The 18066-nt window shown below is 67.5% G+C and carries 14 protein-coding genes; 4 read left to right on the plus strand and 10 right to left on the minus strand.

Features of this window, described 5'->3' with window-relative positions; all coding sequences use genetic code 11:
• Positions 1 to 39: 39 nt before the first annotated feature.
• Positions 40 to 2643, plus strand: coding sequence for a DNA gyrase subunit A (gene gyrA / locus LRK53_RS09115; RefSeq protein ID WP_027492200.1), 2604 nt, complete (start codon positions 40 to 42; stop codon positions 2641 to 2643).
• 46 nt (positions 2644 to 2689) lie between these two features.
• Here gyrA and LRK53_RS09120 read toward each other — a convergent pair whose 3' ends face one another.
• On the minus strand, positions 2690 to 3172 hold the full coding sequence (locus LRK53_RS09120) for a peroxiredoxin (protein ID WP_027492201.1): 483 nt from the start codon (positions 3170 to 3172) through the stop codon (positions 2690 to 2692).
• A gap of 142 nt (positions 3173 to 3314) precedes the next feature.
• Between LRK53_RS09120 and LRK53_RS09125 the strand changes: the two genes are divergently transcribed.
• Positions 3315 to 3773 (plus strand): Hsp20/alpha crystallin family protein, encoded by a 459-nt coding sequence (locus tag LRK53_RS09125; protein ID WP_027492202.1) that lies wholly within the window; start codon positions 3315 to 3317, stop codon positions 3771 to 3773.
• 96 nt (positions 3774 to 3869) lie between these two features.
• Positions 3870 to 4763, plus strand: a complete 894-nt coding sequence (locus tag LRK53_RS09130; RefSeq protein WP_027492203.1) for a DnaJ C-terminal domain-containing protein — start codon at positions 3870 to 3872, stop codon at positions 4761 to 4763.
• A gap of 64 nt (positions 4764 to 4827) precedes the next feature.
• Here LRK53_RS09130 and pilH read toward each other — a convergent pair whose 3' ends face one another.
• The 9 genes from pilH to LRK53_RS09175 all read right to left on the minus strand — a co-directional run bounded on the left by pilH (position 4828) and on the right by LRK53_RS09175 (position 16042).
• Positions 4828 to 5193, minus strand: coding sequence for a twitching motility response regulator PilH (pilH, locus tag LRK53_RS09135; RefSeq protein ID WP_008435575.1), 366 nt, complete (start codon positions 5191 to 5193; stop codon positions 4828 to 4830).
• A 69-nt stretch (positions 5194 to 5262) separates the two neighbouring features.
• A complete protein-coding gene (locus LRK53_RS09140; RefSeq protein WP_027492204.1) occupies positions 5263 to 6261 on the minus strand; it encodes a YhdH/YhfP family quinone oxidoreductase in 999 nt (332 codons plus the stop codon).
• A gap of 17 nt (positions 6262 to 6278) precedes the next feature.
• On the minus strand, positions 6279 to 6875 hold the full coding sequence (locus LRK53_RS09145; RefSeq protein ID WP_027492205.1) for an LOG family protein: 597 nt from the start codon (positions 6873 to 6875) through the stop codon (positions 6279 to 6281).
• Positions 6876 to 7081: 206 nt separating this feature from the next.
• Positions 7082 to 8506 carry a dihydrolipoyl dehydrogenase gene (lpdA, locus tag LRK53_RS09150; protein ID WP_027492206.1) on the minus strand — a complete coding sequence of 475 codons (1425 nt, stop codon included), beginning with the start codon at positions 8504 to 8506 and terminating at the stop codon, positions 7082 to 7084.
• Positions 8507 to 8691: 185 nt separating this feature from the next.
• The gene (gene odhB, locus LRK53_RS09155; protein WP_027492207.1) at positions 8692 to 9897 is read right to left on the minus strand and encodes a 2-oxoglutarate dehydrogenase complex dihydrolipoyllysine-residue succinyltransferase; all 1206 of its coding nucleotides are present in this window, start codon (positions 9895 to 9897) and stop codon (positions 8692 to 8694) included.
• 84 nt (positions 9898 to 9981) lie between these two features.
• Positions 9982 to 12822 carry a 2-oxoglutarate dehydrogenase E1 component gene (locus LRK53_RS09160; RefSeq protein ID WP_235642008.1) on the minus strand — a complete coding sequence of 947 codons (2841 nt, stop codon included), beginning with the start codon at positions 12820 to 12822 and terminating at the stop codon, positions 9982 to 9984.
• Positions 12823 to 13114: 292 nt separating this feature from the next.
• Complete coding sequence (locus LRK53_RS09165; protein WP_027492209.1) at positions 13115 to 14065, minus strand: GNAT family N-acetyltransferase; 951 nt, start codon at positions 14063 to 14065, stop codon at positions 13115 to 13117.
• Positions 14062 to 15255: a cupin domain-containing protein gene (locus LRK53_RS09170; protein WP_027492210.1), complete on the minus strand. Its 1194-nt coding sequence runs from the start codon at positions 15253 to 15255 to the stop codon at positions 14062 to 14064. The genes LRK53_RS09165 and LRK53_RS09170 overlap by 4 nt, the downstream gene beginning before the upstream one ends.
• 34 nt (positions 15256 to 15289) lie before the next feature.
• Positions 15290 to 16042 carry a sulfite exporter TauE/SafE family protein gene (locus tag LRK53_RS09175; protein ID WP_027492211.1) on the minus strand — a complete coding sequence of 251 codons (753 nt, stop codon included), beginning with the start codon at positions 16040 to 16042 and terminating at the stop codon, positions 15290 to 15292.
• A gap of 170 nt (positions 16043 to 16212) precedes the next feature.
• Between LRK53_RS09175 and LRK53_RS09180 the strand changes: the two genes are divergently transcribed.
• Positions 16213 to 18066 carry an assimilatory sulfite reductase (NADPH) flavoprotein subunit gene (locus LRK53_RS09180; RefSeq protein ID WP_235642009.1) on the plus strand — a complete coding sequence of 618 codons (1854 nt, stop codon included), beginning with the start codon at positions 16213 to 16215 and terminating at the stop codon, positions 18064 to 18066.

Raw genomic sequence — 18066 nt, forward strand, 5'->3', positions numbered from 1 at the left:
GTGCCAGCGTCCTTTTTTCGTTATCAGGGAAGCCGATTGATGGCAGAGCTCGCCAAAGAAGTGATACGCGTCAACATTGAAGACGAGATGCGCCAGAGCTATCTCGACTACGCCATGAGCGTGATCGTGGGCCGCGCACTTCCGGATGTCCGCGACGGTCTGAAACCCGTGCATCGCCGCGTGCTGTTCGCGATGAACGAGCTGGGCAACGTATACAACAAACCGTACAAGAAGTCGGCCCGCGTGGTCGGTGACGTCATCGGTAAGTACCATCCGCACGGCGACCAGTCGGTGTATGACGCGATCGTACGCCTGGCGCAGCCGTTCTCGCTGCGCTACATGCTGGTCGACGGCCAGGGCAACTTCGGCTCGGTCGACGGCGACAGCGCCGCGGCGATGCGCTACACCGAGGTGCGCATGTCGCGGCTCAGCCACGAGCTGCTGGCCGACATCGACAAGGAAACCGTCGACTTCGGCCCGAACTACGACGAGAGCGAGCAGGAGCCACTGGTGTTGCCCACCCGTGTGCCGAACCTGCTGGTGAACGGTTCGGCCGGCATCGCGGTGGGCATGGCCACCAACATCCCGCCGCACAACCTCAACGAGGTGATCGCCGCGACGATCGCGCTGATCGACGAACCTGCGCTGTCGATCGATGACCTGATGCACTACATCCCCGGCCCGGATTTCCCGACCCACGGCATCATCAACGGTTCGTCCGGCATCATCGAGGCGTATCGCACCGGTCGCGGCCGCATCCTGGTGCGCGCCAAGGCCGAAATCGAGACCGAGCCGAACGGCCGCGAGACGATCATCGTCCACGAGCTGCCGTATCAGGTGAACAAGGCCCGGCTGATCGAGAAGATCGCCGAGCTGGTCAAGGAGAAGAAGCTCGAAGGCATCAGCGAGCTGCGTGACGAGTCCGACAAGGACGGCATGCGTGTCGTCATCGAAATCCGCAAGGATGCGATGGGCGACGTGGTGCTGAACAACCTGTTCCAGCAGACCCAGCTGCAGGTCACCTTCGGCATCAACATGGTGGCCTTGCTGGACGGCCAGCCGAAGCTGCTCAATATCAAGGACATCCTCGAGGCGTTCATCCGCCACCGGCGCGAGGTGGTCACCCGTCGCACCATCTTCGACCTGCGCAAGGCGCGTGCCCGCGCGCACATCCTCGAAGGCCTCACCGTCGCGCTGGCCAACATCGACGAGATGATCGAGCTGATCAAGACCTCGTCATCGCCGGCCGAAGCGCGCGAGCGCATGGTGGTGCGGCGCTGGGAAGCCGGCCTGGTGCGGACCCTGTTGTCCGCCAGCGGCGCTGGTGCCTCGCGACCGGAGGACATGGACCCGCGCGATGGCCTGAAGGCCGATGGCTACCAGCTGTCCGAGGCGCAGGCACTGGAAATCCTGGCGATGCGCCTGCACCGCCTCACCGGGCTGGAGCAGGAAAAGCTTTCCGACGAATACCGCCAGATCCTGGAAACCATTCGCGGCCTGATCGAGATCCTGGAGAATCCGGACCGCCTGCTGCAGGTGATCCGCGAGGAACTGGAGGCGATCAAGGCCGAGTTCGGCGATGCGCGCCGTACCGAGATCCAGCACTCGCAGGAGGACCTCAACGTCCTCGATCTGATCACGCCGGAAGACGTCGTGGTCACGCTATCGCATACCGGCTACGTCAAGCGCCAGCCGGCCAGCGCGTACCGCGCGCAGCGGCGCGGCGGCAGGGGCCGTTCGGCTTCCGCGTTAAAGGACGAGGATGTCGTCGAACAGCTGTGGGTGGTCAACACGCACGACACCCTGCTCACCTTCACCAGCACCGGTCGCGTCTACTGGCTCAAGGTCTACCAGATGCCGGAGGCCGGTTCCGGCGCGCGCGGCAAGCCGATCATCAACCTGTTGCCGCTGGGCGAGGGCGAGAAGGTGCAGGCGGTGCTGCCGGTGCGCGAATACGGCGACGACCGCTACGTGTTCTTCGCGACCAAGCACGGCACGGTCAAGAAGACTCCGCTGACCGAGTTTGCCTACCAGCTGCAGAAGGGCAAGCAGGCGATCAAGCTCGACGAGGGCGACGCGCTGGTCAACGTGGAACTCACCGACGGCAACAGCGACATCCTGCTGTTCGCCTCCAACGGCAAGGTCAACCGCTTCGACGAGAACACCGTGCGTTCGATGGGCCGCACCGCCACCGGCGTGCGTGGCATGCGGCTGGCGGACGGAGCCGAGGTGGTCTCGCTGATCGTGGCGGCGCAGGGCGACATCCTGACCGCGACGGCGCGGGGTTACGGCAAGCGTACCCGGCTCGATGAGTTCCCGAAGAAGGGCCGCGGTACCCAGGGCGTGATCGGCATCCAGTGTTCCGAGCGCAACGGCGCGCTGGTCGCCGCGGTACAGGTCAGCGAGGCGCACGAGCTGATGCTGATTTCCGACCAGGGCACGCTGGTGCGTACCCGCGTGGCGGAAGTCTCGCAGCTGGGCCGCAATACCCAGGGCGTCACCCTGATCCGCCTGCCGGCAGACGAAACGCTGGTCAGCGTGATGCGGCTGGAAGCGGACGAGGACAACGGCGAGGATGCTGCATCCGCCGCGGCACCGGAACCGGCCGACGACGACGGCTCTCCGACGGAATCCGCCGAGTAAGGCTGGCGACGAATCGAAAAACCCCGGCCATGCCGGGGTTTTTCTTTCAGTGGCTGATAGCGGCCAGCATCGCCTCGGCACTGGAAACGCGCAGTTCGCCCGGCGCCTCCACCTGCAACAGGCGCACTACGCCGTCCTCCGCATACAGTGCGAAGCGGCGTGCGCGCAGGCCCATGCCGAAGGCGCTGCCGTCCAGTTCCAGGCCCAACGCGCGGGTGAAGTTGGCGTTGCCGTCGGCGAGCATCAGCAGGCCCGGGGGAACCTGCTGGGCGCGGGCCCAAGCCTGCATCACGTAGGCGTCGTTGACTGCCAGGCACATCACCTTCACCCCGGTTTCCTGGAAGTCGGCGTAGCGTTGTGCGTAGCCGGGGAGGTGCCGGCTGGAACAGGTCGGCGTGAAGGCGCCAGGGACGGCGAACAGCACCACGCGGCTTCCGGCAAACAGTTCGCCGGTGCGGCAGGGGCGGATCTCCTCGCCGACCACCGACAGCTCGATATCCGGCAGCGACTGGCCGATCTGGATGGTCATGGTGCGGGCTTCCTTCGTTGGCAACCACGCCATGCTAGCGCCGCGGGACGAAGCTTGTCGCCTTGAATCGGGAACCCTGCAAACCCACTTCCTGAGCAGGCGGCATCGAGCCGCAGACCTTTATCGACGAGGAGATACGAACATGAATCTGAGTCGCAATTTTTCGTGGAATCCGGCCGGCACGGCCAACATCGGCGACATCCGCGAGGCGTTCGATCGTCTGCTGGGCAACCCGGCCGAGGCGGACCAGTCCAACGTGGTGACCAGCCAATGGGCGCCGCGCGTGGACATCAAGGAAGAGGACAAGCGTTTCGTGATCTACGCTGACATTCCTGGCGTGGACCCGGAGAAGATCGAGGTGAGCATGGAGAAGGGCATCCTCACCATCAAGGGCGAACGCACCGTGGAGAACCGCGAGCAGAACGGCAAGTTCACCCGGCTGGAGCGTTCGCACGGCGTGTTCTATCGGCGCTTCGCGCTGCCCGACAGTGCCGATGCCGACGGCGTCACTGCGCATGGCAAGCATGGCGTGCTGGAAATCGTCATTCCGAAGAAGGCGGAGACCACGCCACGCCGCATCACCATCAATACCGGCAGCTGAAACATTTCCGCGAGTATTGCGCGGACGACCTGCCGCAGACCATGATCCGCGGCAGGTCGTTGCGTGTGGAAGAGGTCGAACCGGCGGGAGCGGTGCGTGGAATTCAAAGACTATTACGACATTCTGGGCGTGAAGCCCGAGGCGAGCGAGGCCGAGATCAAGGCCGCGTATCGCAAGCTGGCGCGCAAATACCATCCGGACAAGAACAAGGAGGCCGGCGCCGAGGAGAAATTCAAGGCGGTCAATGAGGCCAACGAAGTGCTCAAGGACACCGAGAAGCGGCGTTCCTATGACCAGCTGCGTGCCGGCGGCTACCGGCAGGGCGAGCAGTTCCGGCCGCCGCCGGGCTGGCAGGGGCAGCAGGGTTTCGGTGGCGGCGACAGCGACTTCAGCGATTTCTTCGAGAGCCTGTTCGGTCGCGGCGCCGCCGGCAGCCATCATGGCCAGCCGCGGTCCCGTCGCGGCCGCGACGTGCAGGCATCGGTGCAGATCGACCTGCAGACCGCGTTCGACGGTGGCCGCACGCGGCTGGCCATGCAGGATCAGGCAGGTGGCGAGCGCGTGCTGGAGGTGAAGATTTCGGCGGGTATCCAGCCGGGCCAGGTGATCCGCCTGTCCGGCCAGGGGCATCCCGGCACGGCCGGCGGGCCGAATGGCGACCTGCTGCTGGAGGTGGGTATCCGCGACGATGCGCGTTTCCGGCTGGACGGCCGCAATGTGGTGCACGTGTTGCCGATCGCACCGTGGGAAGCCGCGCTGGGTGCCACCGTGCCGGTACCGACGCTGGCCGGTACGGTCGACCTGCGCATCCCGGCGGGCTCGCAATCGGGGCGCAAACTGCGCCTGAAGGGGCGTGGCATGCCGGGCGCGAATCCGGGCGATCAACTGGTGGAGCTGTCGATCCGTGCGCCAGCGGCGGAGAGCGATAAACAGCGCGCGGCGTACGAAGCGCTGCACGAGGCATTCGCGAACTTCGATCCGCGCCACTGAGCTGCGGGCGGCATAAACGAAAACGGCGCCTGCGGGCGCCGTTTTTCACGAAGCGTGGTGGGGATCAGCCCGGCAGGAATTCCTGCAGCGCCTTGAGCAGCTCCTCTTCCTTGATCGGCTTGGTCACGTAGGCCTTGGCGCCTTGGCGCATACCCCAGACGCGGTCGGTCTCCTGGTCCTTGGTGGTCACCAGGATGATCGGAATGTGCGCGGTCTCGGCGTTCTTGCTGATCGTGCGGGTGGCCTGGAAGCCGTTGAGATTGGGCATGACCACGTCCATCAGGATCAGGTCGGGCTTCTCCGCCTTGGCCACTTCCACGCCCGCGGCGCCGTCTTCGGCCGAGAGGGTCTCATGCCCGAGTTTTTCGACGATCCGCTTGATGCCAAGCAGCTGCGACGGGGAGTCGTCGACGATCAGGATGCGTGCCATAAGGTGATAATTCCCTGCGAGTTTCGTTGATTCTAAGCCGTGGTGGTGCGACTTCCAAGCGCGGTTTCGTCACACCGCGCCGTCGACGCGCACCAGGGTGCGTCCAAACGACTCGCCCGCGAGCATGTGCGCAAACACCTTGGGCAGCTCCTCGAGGCTGGTCTCACGGGTGACGATGCGATCCAGGTGCCGCGGCTTCCAGTCGCCGGCAAGGTGCTGCCAGATCCGGTCGCGCAGATGGCGGGCGGTGCCGGCCGAGGCGATCCCGAGCAGGCTCACGCCGCGGATGATGAACGGCATCACCGTGCTGTCGATGGCGATGCCGCCGGCGTTGCCGCAGATCGCCACGTTGCCGTACGGCGCGATCAGCGGCAACAGTCCACCGAGCATGCTGCCGCCGACGTTGTCCAGCGCGCCGCCGAAGCGGGCGGAGTCCATCGGCTTGCCGCTGAAGGCGAGCTGGTGGCGGTCGATGCATTCGCTGGCGCCGAGGCCGCGCAGGAAGTCGAAGTGGTCGGCCTTGCCGCTGATCGCGTGCACCTCGTAACCGGCGCGGCTGAAGATGTCGATCGCCAGCATGCCGACGCCACCGCTGGCGCCGGTCACCGCGATCGGACCCAGCGTCGGCGATTGCCGGTTGTCCTGCATGCGCAGCAGGGCCAGTGCCGCGGTGAAGCCGGCGGTGCCGATGATCATGCTTTCGCGCAGGCTCAAGCCGACCGGCAGCGGGATCGTCCAGCGTGCGTCGAGGCGCGCGTATTCGCCGTAGCCGCCGTCGCGCGTCTCGGACAGCCCGCTGCCGGTGCACAGCACGGCGTCGCCTTCCCTGAACGCCGGATCGGTCGAGGCGACCACGTGGCCCGCCACGTCGATGCCGCCGTTGAGCGGGTACTGGCGCAGGATGCGGCCCTTGCCGGTGCCGGCCAGCGCATCCTTGTAGTTGACCGAAGAATACGCGACCTTGACCAGCACTTCGCCGGACGACAGCGCGCTGGTGTCCATGGTGTCGATGTCGGCGCGGTAGCCGGCATCGTCGTTGTGGATGCGGAAAGCACGGAAACGGGGCATCTCGACCTCCTGCAGAATCAGGCGTGGACGCTGCGGGAGGAAATCCACTTGGGCGTGTAGCTGCCTTCGTAGTCCCGCATCCAGTCGAACAACGCGGCGATGTCGTCGCCGAACCATATGCTGTCGCGCTGCGCCGCCTTCACGAAGGATTCGTCGACCATGTGCGCCATCAGCGTGCGCAGGTCGCGGTAGTAGCCGCGCACGTCGAGGAAGGCGCAGGGGTAGCGGTGCAGGCCGAGCTGGGCCCAGGTCAGCATTTCGAACATCTCGTCCATGGTGCCGAAGCCGCCGGGCAGGGCGACGAAGGCGTCGGACAGTTCGTACATGCGCGTCTTGCGCTGGTGCATGGTTTCGACCACCACCAGTTCGGTCAGGCCAGGGTGGGCCACTTCCAGTTCCACCAGCTGGCGCGGAATCACGCCAACCACCCTGCCGCCACCGGCCAGCACCGCGTCGGCCACCACGCCCATCAGGCCGACGTTGCCGCCACCGTAGACCAGCGCGATGCCGCGCCGGGCCATCTCGGTGCCAAAGGCGTGGGCCTGTTCGGCGTATTCGGGATGCCGGCCGCTGTTGGAGCCGCAGTAGACACAGATGGCGGTGGGTTGGGGCATGCGTGTTCCGTTGAAACGCGTTTTCGTAGGAGCCCGCTTGCGGACGATGCTTTGAAAGCCGGGATTCGGGATGGCAAAAGCATCGCCCGCAAGCGGGCTCCTACGGGAGACGAAACGGCCCGCTCAGGTTGCCAGGAGCGGGCCGAGGCTCTGGATCCCGGATCGACGCCCATCCATGGGCTGTCCGGGATGAGCCCATCCTGGCCTCAGTTGCCCTTGTGGATGGCGCGCTTGTCGACCGACAGCGCGGCCTCGTGCACGGCCTCGGACAGGGTCGGATGCGCGTGGACGATGCGGGCCAGATCTTCGGACGAACCCTTGAACTCCATCGCCACCACGCACTCGGCGATCAGCTCGGATACGCCCGGGCCGACCATGTGCACGCCGAGGATGCGGTCGGTCTCCGCGTGGGCGAGCATCTTCACCTGGCCCACCGCCTCGTTCATCGCCACGGCGCGGCCGATGGCGGCGAACGGGAAGGTGCCGACCTTGTACGGCACGCCGGCGTCCTTCAGCTCCTTCTCGGTCTTGCCGGCCCAGGCCACTTCCGGCTCGGTGTAGATCACGGACGGGATGGTGTCGTAGTTGACGTGGCCCGCCTTGCCGGCGATCCACTCGGCCACCGCCACGCCTTCCTCGGAACCCTTGTGCGCCAGCATCGGGCCGCGCACGGCGTCGCCGATCGCCCACACGCCATCCACGCCGGTATGGCAGTGCTCGTCGACCAGGATGCGGCCGCGCTCGTCCACCTTCACGCCGGTGTCGTCGGCCAGCAGGTCCTTGGTGTAGGCGCGGCGGCCCACGGCCACCAGCAGCTTGTCGACCACGAGCTTCTGCTCGCCGTTCTTGTCGGTGTAGGTGATGTGCACGCCGTCCTTCTTCACCTCGGCCTTGTTGAGCTTGGCGTCGAGCTTGATGTCCAGGCCCTGCTTGGCGAACTCCTTCGCGGCAATCTTGGCGATGTCGGCATCGGCCACCGAGAGGAAGTCGGGCAGTGCTTCGATGATCGTCACTTCCGCGCCCATGCGGCGCCACACGCTGCCCAGCTCCAGGCCGATCACGCCGGCGCCGATCACGCCCAGGCGCTTCGGTACCTCGGTGAAGTCCAGCGCGCCGGCGTTGTCGACGATCGCCTTGCCGTCGAACTTGGCGAACGGCAGTTCGATCGGGATGGAGCCCGAAGCGAGGATCACGTTGGTGGCGCTGATCGTCTGCTTGCTGCCGTCGGCGGCGGTGACCTCGACCGAGTTGCCCTTCAGCAGCTTGCCGGTGCCGAAGAACGGCGTGACCTTGTTCGCCTTGAACAGCTGGCCGATGCCGCCGGTGAACTGCTTGACGATCTTGTCCTTGCGGCCGATGAAGGTGGCCATGTCGACCTTCGGATTGTCGACGCTGATGCCGTGCGCCGGCAGATTGTGCGCGATGTTCCAGTACTGGCGCGAGGAATCCAGCAGCGCCTTGGACGGGATGCAGCCCACGTTGAGGCAGGTGCCCCCCAGCGCCGCCTTGCCGTCCTTGCCGGTGAACGCGTCGATGCAAGCCGTCTTCAGGCCCAGCTGCGCGGCGCGGATCGCCGCCACATAGCCGGCCGGACCGGCGCCGATGACGATGACATCGTATTTTTCGCTCATTTCATTCGCTCACACGAGATTCGGGATTGGGGATTCGGGATTCGGGATTCGCAAGGGCAAAGGCGTGCGGCGCTGCGGTAAATCCCGAATGTCATCCGGGATTCGGTGGGGAAGAGATTCGAAAGGGCGTCAAATGCGCGCGCTTTTCCGAATCCCGGATCCCCAATCCCGAATCCCGGGCCTCGTCAGAGGCCCAGCAACATCCTTTGCGGATTCTCCAGCTGGTTCTTGATGTCGACCAGGAACAGCACCGCGTCCTTGCCGTCGATGATGCGGTGGTCGTAGCTGATCGCGATGTACATCATCGGCGCGGCGATGATCTGGCCGTTCTCGACGATGGCGCGTTCCTTGATCGTGTGCATGCCGAGGATGGCGCTCTGCGGCGGGTTGACGATCGGGGTGGAGAACAGCGAGCCGAACGTGCCGCCGTTGGTGATGGTGAACGTGCCGCCCTGCAGGTCGTCCAGGGTGAGCTTGTTGTTGCGCGCCTTGGTGGCGTAGTCGGCAATGGCCTGCTCGACGTCGGCGAAGCTCATGTCCTGCACGTCGCGCAGCACCGGCGTGACCAGGCCCTTGTCGGTGGACACGGCGATCGAGATGTCCTGGTAGCCGTGGTAGATCACGTCGTTGCCGTCGACCGAGGCGTTGACGTAGGGGTAGCGCTTCAGCGCCTCGGCGGCGGCCTTGACGAAGAAGCTCATGAAGCCGAGCTTGATGCCGTGTTCCTTCTGGAACGCGTCGCCGAGGGCTTTGCGCATCTTCATCACTTCGGCCAGGTTCACCTCGTTGAACGAGGTGAGCATGGCGATCGAGTTCTTCGACTGCATCAGGCGCTCGGCGATGCGCGCGCGCATGCGGGTCATCGGCACGCGCTCTTCCGGGCGTGCGCCGGGGGTCGGCTTCGCGGCCGGTGCGGCGGCGGGAGCCGCGGCAGGGCGTGAACCGGCGTTGACCACGTCTTCCTTGATGATGCGGCCGTCGCGGCCGGTGCCGGCGATGGCGGAGGTGTCGACCTTGTTCTCGCTGGCGACGCGTTGCGCGGCAGGCGAAAGCGCGGCGGCGGCCTTCGGCACGACCGGGGCAGGAGCCGCCGCGGCCGGGGCGGGAGCGGCGGCAGCCGGTGCCGGTGCCGGTGCCGGCACGGCGGCCACGGCGCCTTCCTCGATGATCGCGATGATCTGCCCGCTGTTCACCGTGTCGCCGACCTGGTGGCGGATTTCCTTCAGCACGCCGTCGACCGGCGAAGGCACCTCCAGCACCACCTTGTCGGTTTCGAGGTCGATCAGGTTCTCGTCGCGCTTCACCGCGTCGCCGGCCTGCTTGTGCCAGCTGGCGATGGTGGCGTCGGAGACGGACTCGGGCAGGACGGGGACTTTGAGTTCGATGGACATGGGAATCCTTGAGTTGGTGCGCTCATCCATGATTGCGGAGATCAAGAAGCGGCTATCCTGGCCGCACTGTTCAGGGAAGCTGCTTTATTCCGCGGCGTGGTCGGTACCCACCGAGGCGGCCAGCGCCTGCTCGACGAGCGCCGCCTGTTCCGCAACGTGGGTGTTGTGGTGGCCGGCGGCAGGTGCCGGCGAGCGCGCACGCCCCGCATAGGAGAGACTGTGCTTGCTGCCGATGCAGGCCTGCAGGTGGTGGCGGATCTGGAACCAGGCGCCCTGGTTCATCGGTTCCTCCTGGCACCAGATCACTTCCTTGGCGGAAGGATATTTGTCCAGTTCTGCCGTCACTTCCTCGCGCGGGAACGGGTACAGCTGCTCGACGCGCGCGATCGCCACGTCGGCCAGCCCGCGCTTCTCCGCTTCCTCCAGCAGGTCGTAGTAGACCCTGCCGGAACACAGCACCACGCGCTTGACCTTCTTCGCAGCCAGCTCGCGATGCTCGCCGATCACCAGCTGGAAGTTGCCGTTGGCCAGCTCGTCCAGCGTGGACACCGCCAGCTTGTAGCGCAGCAGCGACTTCGGCGTCATCACGATCAGCGGCTTGCGCGCGGCACGCAGCATCTGCCGGCGGATCATGTGGAAATTCTGCGCCGGCGTGGTCGGCACGCAGACCTGCATGTTGTCCATCGCGCACAGCTGCAGGAAGCGCTCCAGACGCGCGGAGGAATGCTCCGGGCCCTGGCCTTCGTAGCCGTGCGGCAGCAGCAGCACCAGGCCGCACAGGCGGTTCCACTTCGCCTCGCCGGAGCTGATGAACTGGTCGATCACCACCTGCGCGCCGTTGGCGAAGTCGCCGTACTGGGCTTCCCAGATGTTGAGCGTGTCGGGGTCGGTGGTGGAGTGGCCGTACTCGAACGCCATCACCGCTTCCTCGCTGAGCAGCGAGTCGATCACCTCGACATCGGCGCCCCCGCGCACGGTGGCCAGCGGCATCCAGGTGTGTCCGTCCTTCTGGTCGTGCAGCACCGCATGGCGGTGGAAGAAGGTGCCGCGGCTGGAGTCCTGGCCGACTAGGCGCATGTCGTGGCCGGCATCGACCAGGGTGGCATAGGCCAGGTTCTCGGCGAAGCCCCAGTCGGCCGGCAGCTCGCCCGCGGCCATCTTGCGGCGGTCGTCGTAGATCTTCGCCACGCGGGCCTGCAGGGTGAGGTCCGCCGGCACGGCGAGGATCTTGCCGGCCAGCTCCAGCAGCTTCGGCTTCGGCACCGTGGTGTCGGCCGGCATCGACAGCTTGCCACCGAGGAAGCGGGCCCAGTCGACGTGGCCGTCGCGCACCGGCGCGGTGTCCAGCTCGGTCATCGGCGCGCCGGCTTCCAGCCGCGCGCGATAGGCGTCGAACTGCTTGGCGGCCTCGCCTTCGGCCAGCACGCCTTCCTTCACCAGCTGCTGCTGGTACAGGGCGCGCGCAGTTGGGCGCTTCTTGATGATCTGGTACATCACTGGCTGGGTGGCGGCCGGCTCATCGGCCTCGTTGTGGCCATGGCGGCGGTAGCAGACCAGGTCGATCACCACGTCCTTGCGGAACTGCTTGCGGAACGCGTAGGCAAGCCGGGTCACCAGGATCACCGCTTCCGGATCGTCGCCGTTCACGTGCAGCACCGGCGCATTGACCATCTTGGCCAGGTCGGTGCAGTACATGGTGGAGCGCGCGTCCTGCGGGTTGGAGATGGTGAAGCCGACCTGGTTGTTGATCACGATGTGCAGGCTGCCGCCGATCTTGAAGCCGCGCGCCTGCGACATGTTGAACAGTTCCATGTTCACGCCCTGGCCGGACAGCGCGGCGTCGCCGTGGATCAGCACGGCCATCGACTGCGTGTGCGCGGTATCGCGGCGGCGGGTCTGGCGCGCGTGCACCGAGCCGGTCACCACCGGGTTGACGATTTCCAGGTGCGAGGGATTGAACGCCAGCGCCACGTGCACGCCGCCCTTGGGCGTCTTGACGTCGGCGGAGAAGCCCATGTGGTACTTCACGTCGCCGGAGTGGGCCGGGTCGTCGGGGTGGTCGAAGCGGCCTTCGAACTCGTCGAACAGGGTCTTCGGCGGCTTGCCCAGGATGTTGACCAGCACGTTGAGGCGGCCGCGGTGGGCCATGCCGATCACCAGCTCCTTGATGCCGTTGTCGCCGGCGGCGCGCACCACGTCGTCGAGCATCGGGATCAGGCTGTCGCCGCCTTCCAGCGAGAAGCGCTTCTGGCCGACGTACTTGGTGTGCAGGTAGCGCTCCAGGCCCTCGGCGGCGGTGAGGCCGTCCAGCACGCGCTGCTTGCCGGCGTTGTCCAGGCCGCTGCGGCCGGTGGCCTGTTCGAGCCGGCTGTAGATCCAGTTGCGCTGCTCGTGGTTGCTGATGTGCATGAACTCGGCGCCGATCGTGCTGGCGTAGGTCTTCTTCAGCCGATCCAGCAGCTCGCGCAGTTTCAGGCGCTGGCCGCCGCCGGCGTAGTTGCCGGTATCGAATTCGGTGTCGAGGTCGGCGTCGGCGAGGCCGTGGAAGGCGAGGCCGAGGTCCGGCGCGGGCATCTTCTCGGTCAGGCCGAGCGGGTCGAGGTCGGCGGCGAGGTGGCCGCGCGAGCGGTAGGCGGTGAGCAGGCGCAGCACGCCGGCCTGCTTGCGTGCGTGCTCGTCGCTCACCGGCGCGGCGGCGACGCCGTTGTGGCGCCGCTTCTGCGCCGCCTCGATGCGCGCGATGGCCGCGGCGTGGGAGACGTCTCCCGCTTCGCGGCCCTTGAAGGAGGCAAAGTAATCGGCCCATTCGGCCGGTACCGACGAGGTGTCGGCCAGCCAGGCGTCATAGAGGGATTCGACGTAATCGGCGTTGCCGCCAGCGAGTTGGGAGGATTCGAAGAACTCGCGAATCAGGTTTGTAGTCACGTCACCACCGGCAGGGAAGGGAGGCTTGCGGCCATCCGTGTGACCTTTGAGGTCACGGCTTCCGTCCGGTTTTCAAGCCCGACCGGTCGCCCATACGGATGGCTGGGGAGAATCCTGACGATTATAGCCTCTGGCTGCTGCGACGCGGCAAGCTGCGGGCTGCCCGGAACGCCTTTTCGGCGGGTATCTCCGACGATGGTCTAAGGCGTGTTTTGTCGCACCCGGCGGTTTCCCGCGATTTGCAGCGTCCGGCACCGTGACACCCGGCTGAACGACCGCTCGACCGGCCCGGCTAAAGGCCCAGCGCCTGCAACTCGCTGGCCCGTTCGGCGCGCTCCCACAGCTCGTCGAAGTGCTGCTGCAGCGGCGCCTGGCTGGCGCGGTCGCGGCGGGCGGCGCGGCCTTGCGCGCGGTCTGCCTCGGGCAGGAACAGGTAGCCGCCGGCGTCGTTGAGCAGGCAGGCCGAGATGCAGGCGAGGTCGGCTTCCTCCACCGGTGTGCGGACCTGGATCGCGCTGGGCAGGCGCTGCGCCAGCGCGACCAGCCGGTGGTCGTTGCGCAGGGCGACGGCCGGATCGTGCAGCAGGATACGGATCCGCGCGCCACGGCCGGAAGTCGCGATGCGGCGCAGCTCGGCCAGTTCTTCCGCGCAGGCATAGCTGTCGTTGCCGAGCAGCGGCAGGTGGATGGACAGCTGGTGGCGTGCGTCGGCCAGCAGCTGCAGGCGGGCGGCGGCGGTCTCGCTGCGCGTGCCGGCCGGCAGCGCGTCGATGTCGCGTGGCGGCGCGGCTTCCTCCGCCGCTGCGGACAGCGACAGGCGCATCGCCCGGTGTATCAGCCCGGCGTCCTCGAACTCCTCGCCGTACGCGACGAAACCCTCGCGCTGGTAGAAACCGAGCGCGCTGACCTGGGCGTCCAGCGCCACTTCCGGCCAGCCCTGCGCGCGGGCGCGGGCCACCAGCTCACGCAGCAGCACCACGCCGACGCCGCGCCCGCGCCATTCCCGCAGCACGGCCATGCGGCCGATCTTGTGCGCCGGGGTGAGCCGGCCACAGCCGATCGGCTGGCCGGCCTCGTCGCGGGCCAGCACGTGCCAGCAATCCGCGTCCAGCCCGTCGCGCTCGCGCTGTTCGGACACACCCTGTTCGCGGATGAACACCACCTCGCGCAGGTCGAGCAGGGCGCTGCGCTGCTCGGCGCGCGACCAGTCGGCGATCTCGACGTGGAAGTCCTGCAGTTTCATCGCCGGCGGTGTTTGCGCGGCAGCAGCTGGCCATCGTTGACCAGGGCCAGCAGCAGGGCGCATTCGACGGCCTCGGGCTTGCGCTCGATGCGGAGCGTGCGCTGTTCGCACAGCTGCTGCGCCAGCGCCGGCGTGGCCGGATAGGCCTGGCCGTTGGCGTACAGCGTGCAGCCGGACTTGCCGCGACTCCATGCCAGCCGCGACCACGGATGGCGCAGCAGCTGCGCGCCGGCATCGAGCTGCCTGGCCAGCGCGGCCTCGCTCAGCGGCTTGTCCGGTGCAGCGGGTGCCTGTGCGCTGCGGTAGCGGGTGATGAAGCGGCCGAACCAGTCGCGCAGCAGGTCGTCGCGCAGGGCGGCGGCAAACGGCAGCGCATCCTTCAGGCGTTCGATCGCGGCGCGGTCGATTTCGCCGCCCGCGGTGGCCGGTTTCAGGTCCGGGTCGGCGTAGCGCAGTTGCTCCGGCAGGTGTTCGGCGATGTAGTCGGCGAGGTCGCCGGTCAGCTCGGCCTGCGATGGCGCGCGCATGCCGACGGAGAAGGTCATGCACGGGCCGCCGAACGCCACGCCGTCATGCGGCACGCCAGGTGGCAGGTACAGCATGTCGCCCGGGTCCAGCAGCCATTCGTGGGTCGGCTCGAACTGCACCAGCTGCTTCAGCTCCACGTCGGGGCGAAACGCCTTCGGCGCCAGCGGATCGTCGCTGATCGCCCAATGGCGCTGGCCCAGGCCCTGGATCAGGAACACGTCGTACTGGTCGACGTGGGCGCCGACCCCGCCGCCGGGCTCGGCGTAGGACACCATCACGTCGTCCACCCGCCAGCTCGGCAGAAAGCGGAAGTACTCCAGCAGCTGCGCCACGTCCGCGTCCCACTTGTCGACGTCCTGCACCAGCAGGGTCCAGTCGCTGTCGGGAGTCCTGGCGAAATCGGCTTCGTCGAGCGGGCCGGACTTGACCTGCCAGCGGTCGCGCTTCGCGTCGTGCACGATCAGCCGCGCCAGCGCGGTCGGCTCGCAGGCCAGGCCGGCCAGGTCGTCCGGCTGCAGCGGCGGCTGGAAGCCGGGGAGGGCGTGGCGGACCAGCAGCGGGCGCTTCTGCCAGTAGTCGCGCAGGAAACGGGCGGGCGGCATGCCCAGCGGCTGCTTCGCGGAGCCGCGGACTTCGATCGGAAAGGGGGCCGGCTTGGTCATGCGCGCATTGTAGCGGTGACCGCTGCTGGCGACGTCAGTGCAACGCCTTCACCACGTTGCTGAGCCCCAGCCCCAGCACGGCGGTGGCGGCCAGCAGGGTCGCGGCCCGTGCCGGCATGCGCCGGACCAGCAGGGCACCCAGCGGGGCGGCGGCCATGCCGCCAACGATCAGGCCCAGCACGGCCGTGCCATGCGCCGCGCCAAGATGCAGCAGGAAGCTGACGCTGGCGGCGGCGCTGACCACGGACTTGGCCAGGTGCACGGTGCCGATCACCGTGCGCGGCGTGGCGCCGCGGGCGACCAGGGTGGTCACGGTCAGCGCGCTCCAGCCGCCGCCGGCCACGGCATCGGCGAAGCCGGCGACCAGTCCCAACGGGCGAGTGGCGCGCGGCACTGCGTCATCGTGGCCACGGTCGGGCCGGGTTGCCCGCCACAGCAGGAATGCGCCCATGCCCAGCATGTAGATGGTGAGCGCCAGCCGCATCCCGCTGGCCGGGACATGGGTGACCACATAGGCGCCGATCACGGCACCGATGGCGCCGGGAATGGCCAGCGTCCAGAACAGCTGCCGCCGCACGTTGCCGGCCACGAGATGGCTGAGGCCGGAGGCGCCGCAGGTGAAGGTTTCCGCGTAATGCACGCTGGCGCTGGCCACCGCCGGCGGCAGGCCCAGCCCCAGCAGCATCGCCGCGGAGACGACGCCGTAAGCCATGCCCAACGCACCGTCGACCAGCTGGGCGAGTGCGCCCACGGCGGCAAAGGTGAGGAATTCGGACAACGGGGGCATGGGCGGAGGGGCATCCGTGCGCGATACGGAAGTGTAGCAAGTATCGGGAACGGGCTCGTTGCGCGGAAATAAGGCCTCGGCATAAGTACATGCCGACATATCCTTTCCCGAGCCAGCGGTTAAAAAATAATTTGGACGTCGAGAAGTATAGATGTCCAGATGGAGTCAGTGTGAATACCGTCGCCGTGCCAAACCTTCCAGCGCCAAGCCTCGATGCGGACAAGCTTGCCCGGCTGACCCGGGAACTGGAAAGCCTGACTGCCGCCCAGCTGTACTGGATCGCCGCGTGGAGCGCGGCGCAGGCCGAGCAGGTGCAGCGCGGTGGCGGGGTGACTCCCGCGCCGGCGGGGCAGCCGGCCAGTCGGCTGACGATCGTCTACGGCAGCCAGACCGGCAATGCGAAGCGCATCGCCGAGCAGCTGGCCAGCCGTGGCGAAGCGGCCGGCCTGCCGGTGCGGCTGCTGCGCGCCGATGCCTACCCGCAGCGCGAGCTGGCGCAGGAACGCCACCTGCTGCTGGTGATCAGCACCCAGGGCGACGGCGAACCGCCGGACGACGCGCGCGGCCTGTTCGAGTTCATCAGCGGCAAGCGCGCGCCGAAGCTGCCGGCGCTGCAGTTCGCCGTGCTGGGCCTGGGCGATTCGAGCTACCCGCAGTTCTGCACGATCGGCCGCCAGCTCGACGCTCGCCTGGCTGAGCTGGGCGGCAGCCGTCTCGCTTCCTTCGGCGAAGCGGACGTGGAGATCGAGGCGGTCGCCGCGCCGTGGGTGGAGCAGGCGCTGGAGCAGGCACGGGAGCAGCTGCGGCAGGCAGGCGCGCCGGCGCGGGCGACCCCGCTGCACGTGGTGCCGAGCCGCAGCACCTGGTCGCGCGAACAGCCGTTCGCCGCCACCGTGCTGGCCAACCAGCGCATCGTGGCGCGCGACAGCGCGCGTGACGTGCGCCATGTCGAGCTGTCGCTGGAAGGCTCCGGCCTGCACTACCAGCCGGGCGATGCGCTGGGCGTGTGGCCGCACAATCCGCCGGCGCTGGTCGAGCAATGGCTGGAAGTCCTGCAGCTGGACGGCGCGCAGCCGGTGACCCACCAGCAGCGCACGTTGCCGCTGCGGCAGTGGCTGGGCCGCGAGCGCGAGATCACCCGGCTGCACCGCGGCTTCATCAGTGCGCTGGCGACCGCCGGCGGCCACGACGAACTGGCCAGGCTGCTGCAGCCGGAGCAGTCGGCGCAGTTCGCGGCGGTGCTGGCCGACGAGCAGCCGATCGACCTGCTGCGCCGCTACCCGGCGCCATGGCAAGCCGAGGCGCTGCTGGCAACGCTGCGGCCACTGGCGCCGCGGCTGTACTCGATCGCCTCCAGCACCAAGGCGGTGGGCGAGGAGGTGCACCTGACCGTGGCCGTGGTGGATTACGAAGCGCACGGCAGCACGCACTGGGGCGCCGCCTCCTCACTACTCGCCGCGACCGGCGAGGACGGCACCCTGCCGGTATTCATCGAGTCGAACGAGCGCTTCCGCCTGCCGACCGACGGCTCGCGCGACATCATCATGATCGGGCCGGGTACCGGCGTGGCGCCGTTCCGCGCGTTCGTGCAGGAGCGGCGCGAAAGCGGTGCCACCGGCCGCAACTGGCTGTTCTTCGGCAACCGCCACTTCGCCAGCGACTTCCTCTACCAGCTGGAGTGGCAACAGGCGTTGAAGGACGGCTCGCTGCACCGGCTCGACCTGGCGTTCTCGCGGGATCCCGCTTTTTCTGAAAGTCCGCACAAGGAAGTGCGGGGTGTTGCGGTGGAATCGCATAAAACGTATGTCCAGGATCGCCTGCGCGAGCACGGCGCCGAGCTGCATGCATGGCTGAAGAACGGCGCGCACCTCTATGTCTGCGGCGATGCGAAGCACATGGCCCGCGACGTGCACGCCGCACTGGTCGACGTGATCGTGGCCCACGGCAACCAGTCGCCCGAGGAGGCGAACGCCTGGCTCGGCGAACTTCTGCAACAGGGCCGCTACGCCCGCGATGTTTATTAA

The organism is Rhodanobacter thiooxydans (assembly GCF_021545845.1).
Lineage (GTDB): Bacteria > Pseudomonadota > Gammaproteobacteria > Xanthomonadales > Rhodanobacteraceae > Rhodanobacter.

Bases quoted from the DNA above. Each gene is read 5' to 3' on its own strand.
- gyrA (WP_027492200.1), top strand. From the start codon at position 40: ATGGCAGAGCTCGCCAAAGAAGTGATACGCGTCAACATTGAAGACGAG.
- LRK53_RS09145 (WP_027492205.1), bottom strand. From the start codon at position 6,875: ATGCCCCAACCCACCGCCATCTGTGTCTACTGCGGCTCCAACAGCGGC.
- LRK53_RS09120 (WP_027492201.1), bottom strand. From the start codon at position 3,172: ATGACCATCCAGATCGGCCAGTCGCTGCCGGATATCGAGCTGTCGGTG.
- lpdA (WP_027492206.1), bottom strand. From the start codon at position 8,506: ATGAGCGAAAAATACGATGTCATCGTCATCGGCGCCGGTCCGGCCGGC.
- LRK53_RS09125 (WP_027492202.1), top strand. From the start codon at position 3,315: ATGAATCTGAGTCGCAATTTTTCGTGGAATCCGGCCGGCACGGCCAAC.
- odhB (WP_027492207.1), bottom strand. From the start codon at position 9,897: ATGTCCATCGAACTCAAAGTCCCCGTCCTGCCCGAGTCCGTCTCCGAC.
- LRK53_RS09175 (WP_027492211.1), bottom strand. From the start codon at position 16,042: ATGCCCCCGTTGTCCGAATTCCTCACCTTTGCCGCCGTGGGCGCACTC.
- LRK53_RS09170 (WP_027492210.1), bottom strand. From the start codon at position 15,255: ATGACCAAGCCGGCCCCCTTTCCGATCGAAGTCCGCGGCTCCGCGAAG.
- LRK53_RS09140 (WP_027492204.1), bottom strand. From the start codon at position 6,261: ATGCCCCGTTTCCGTGCTTTCCGCATCCACAACGACGATGCCGGCTAC.
- pilH (WP_008435575.1), bottom strand. From the start codon at position 5,193: ATGGCACGCATCCTGATCGTCGACGACTCCCCGTCGCAGCTGCTTGGC.
- LRK53_RS09165 (WP_027492209.1), bottom strand. From the start codon at position 14,065: ATGAAACTGCAGGACTTCCACGTCGAGATCGCCGACTGGTCGCGCGCC.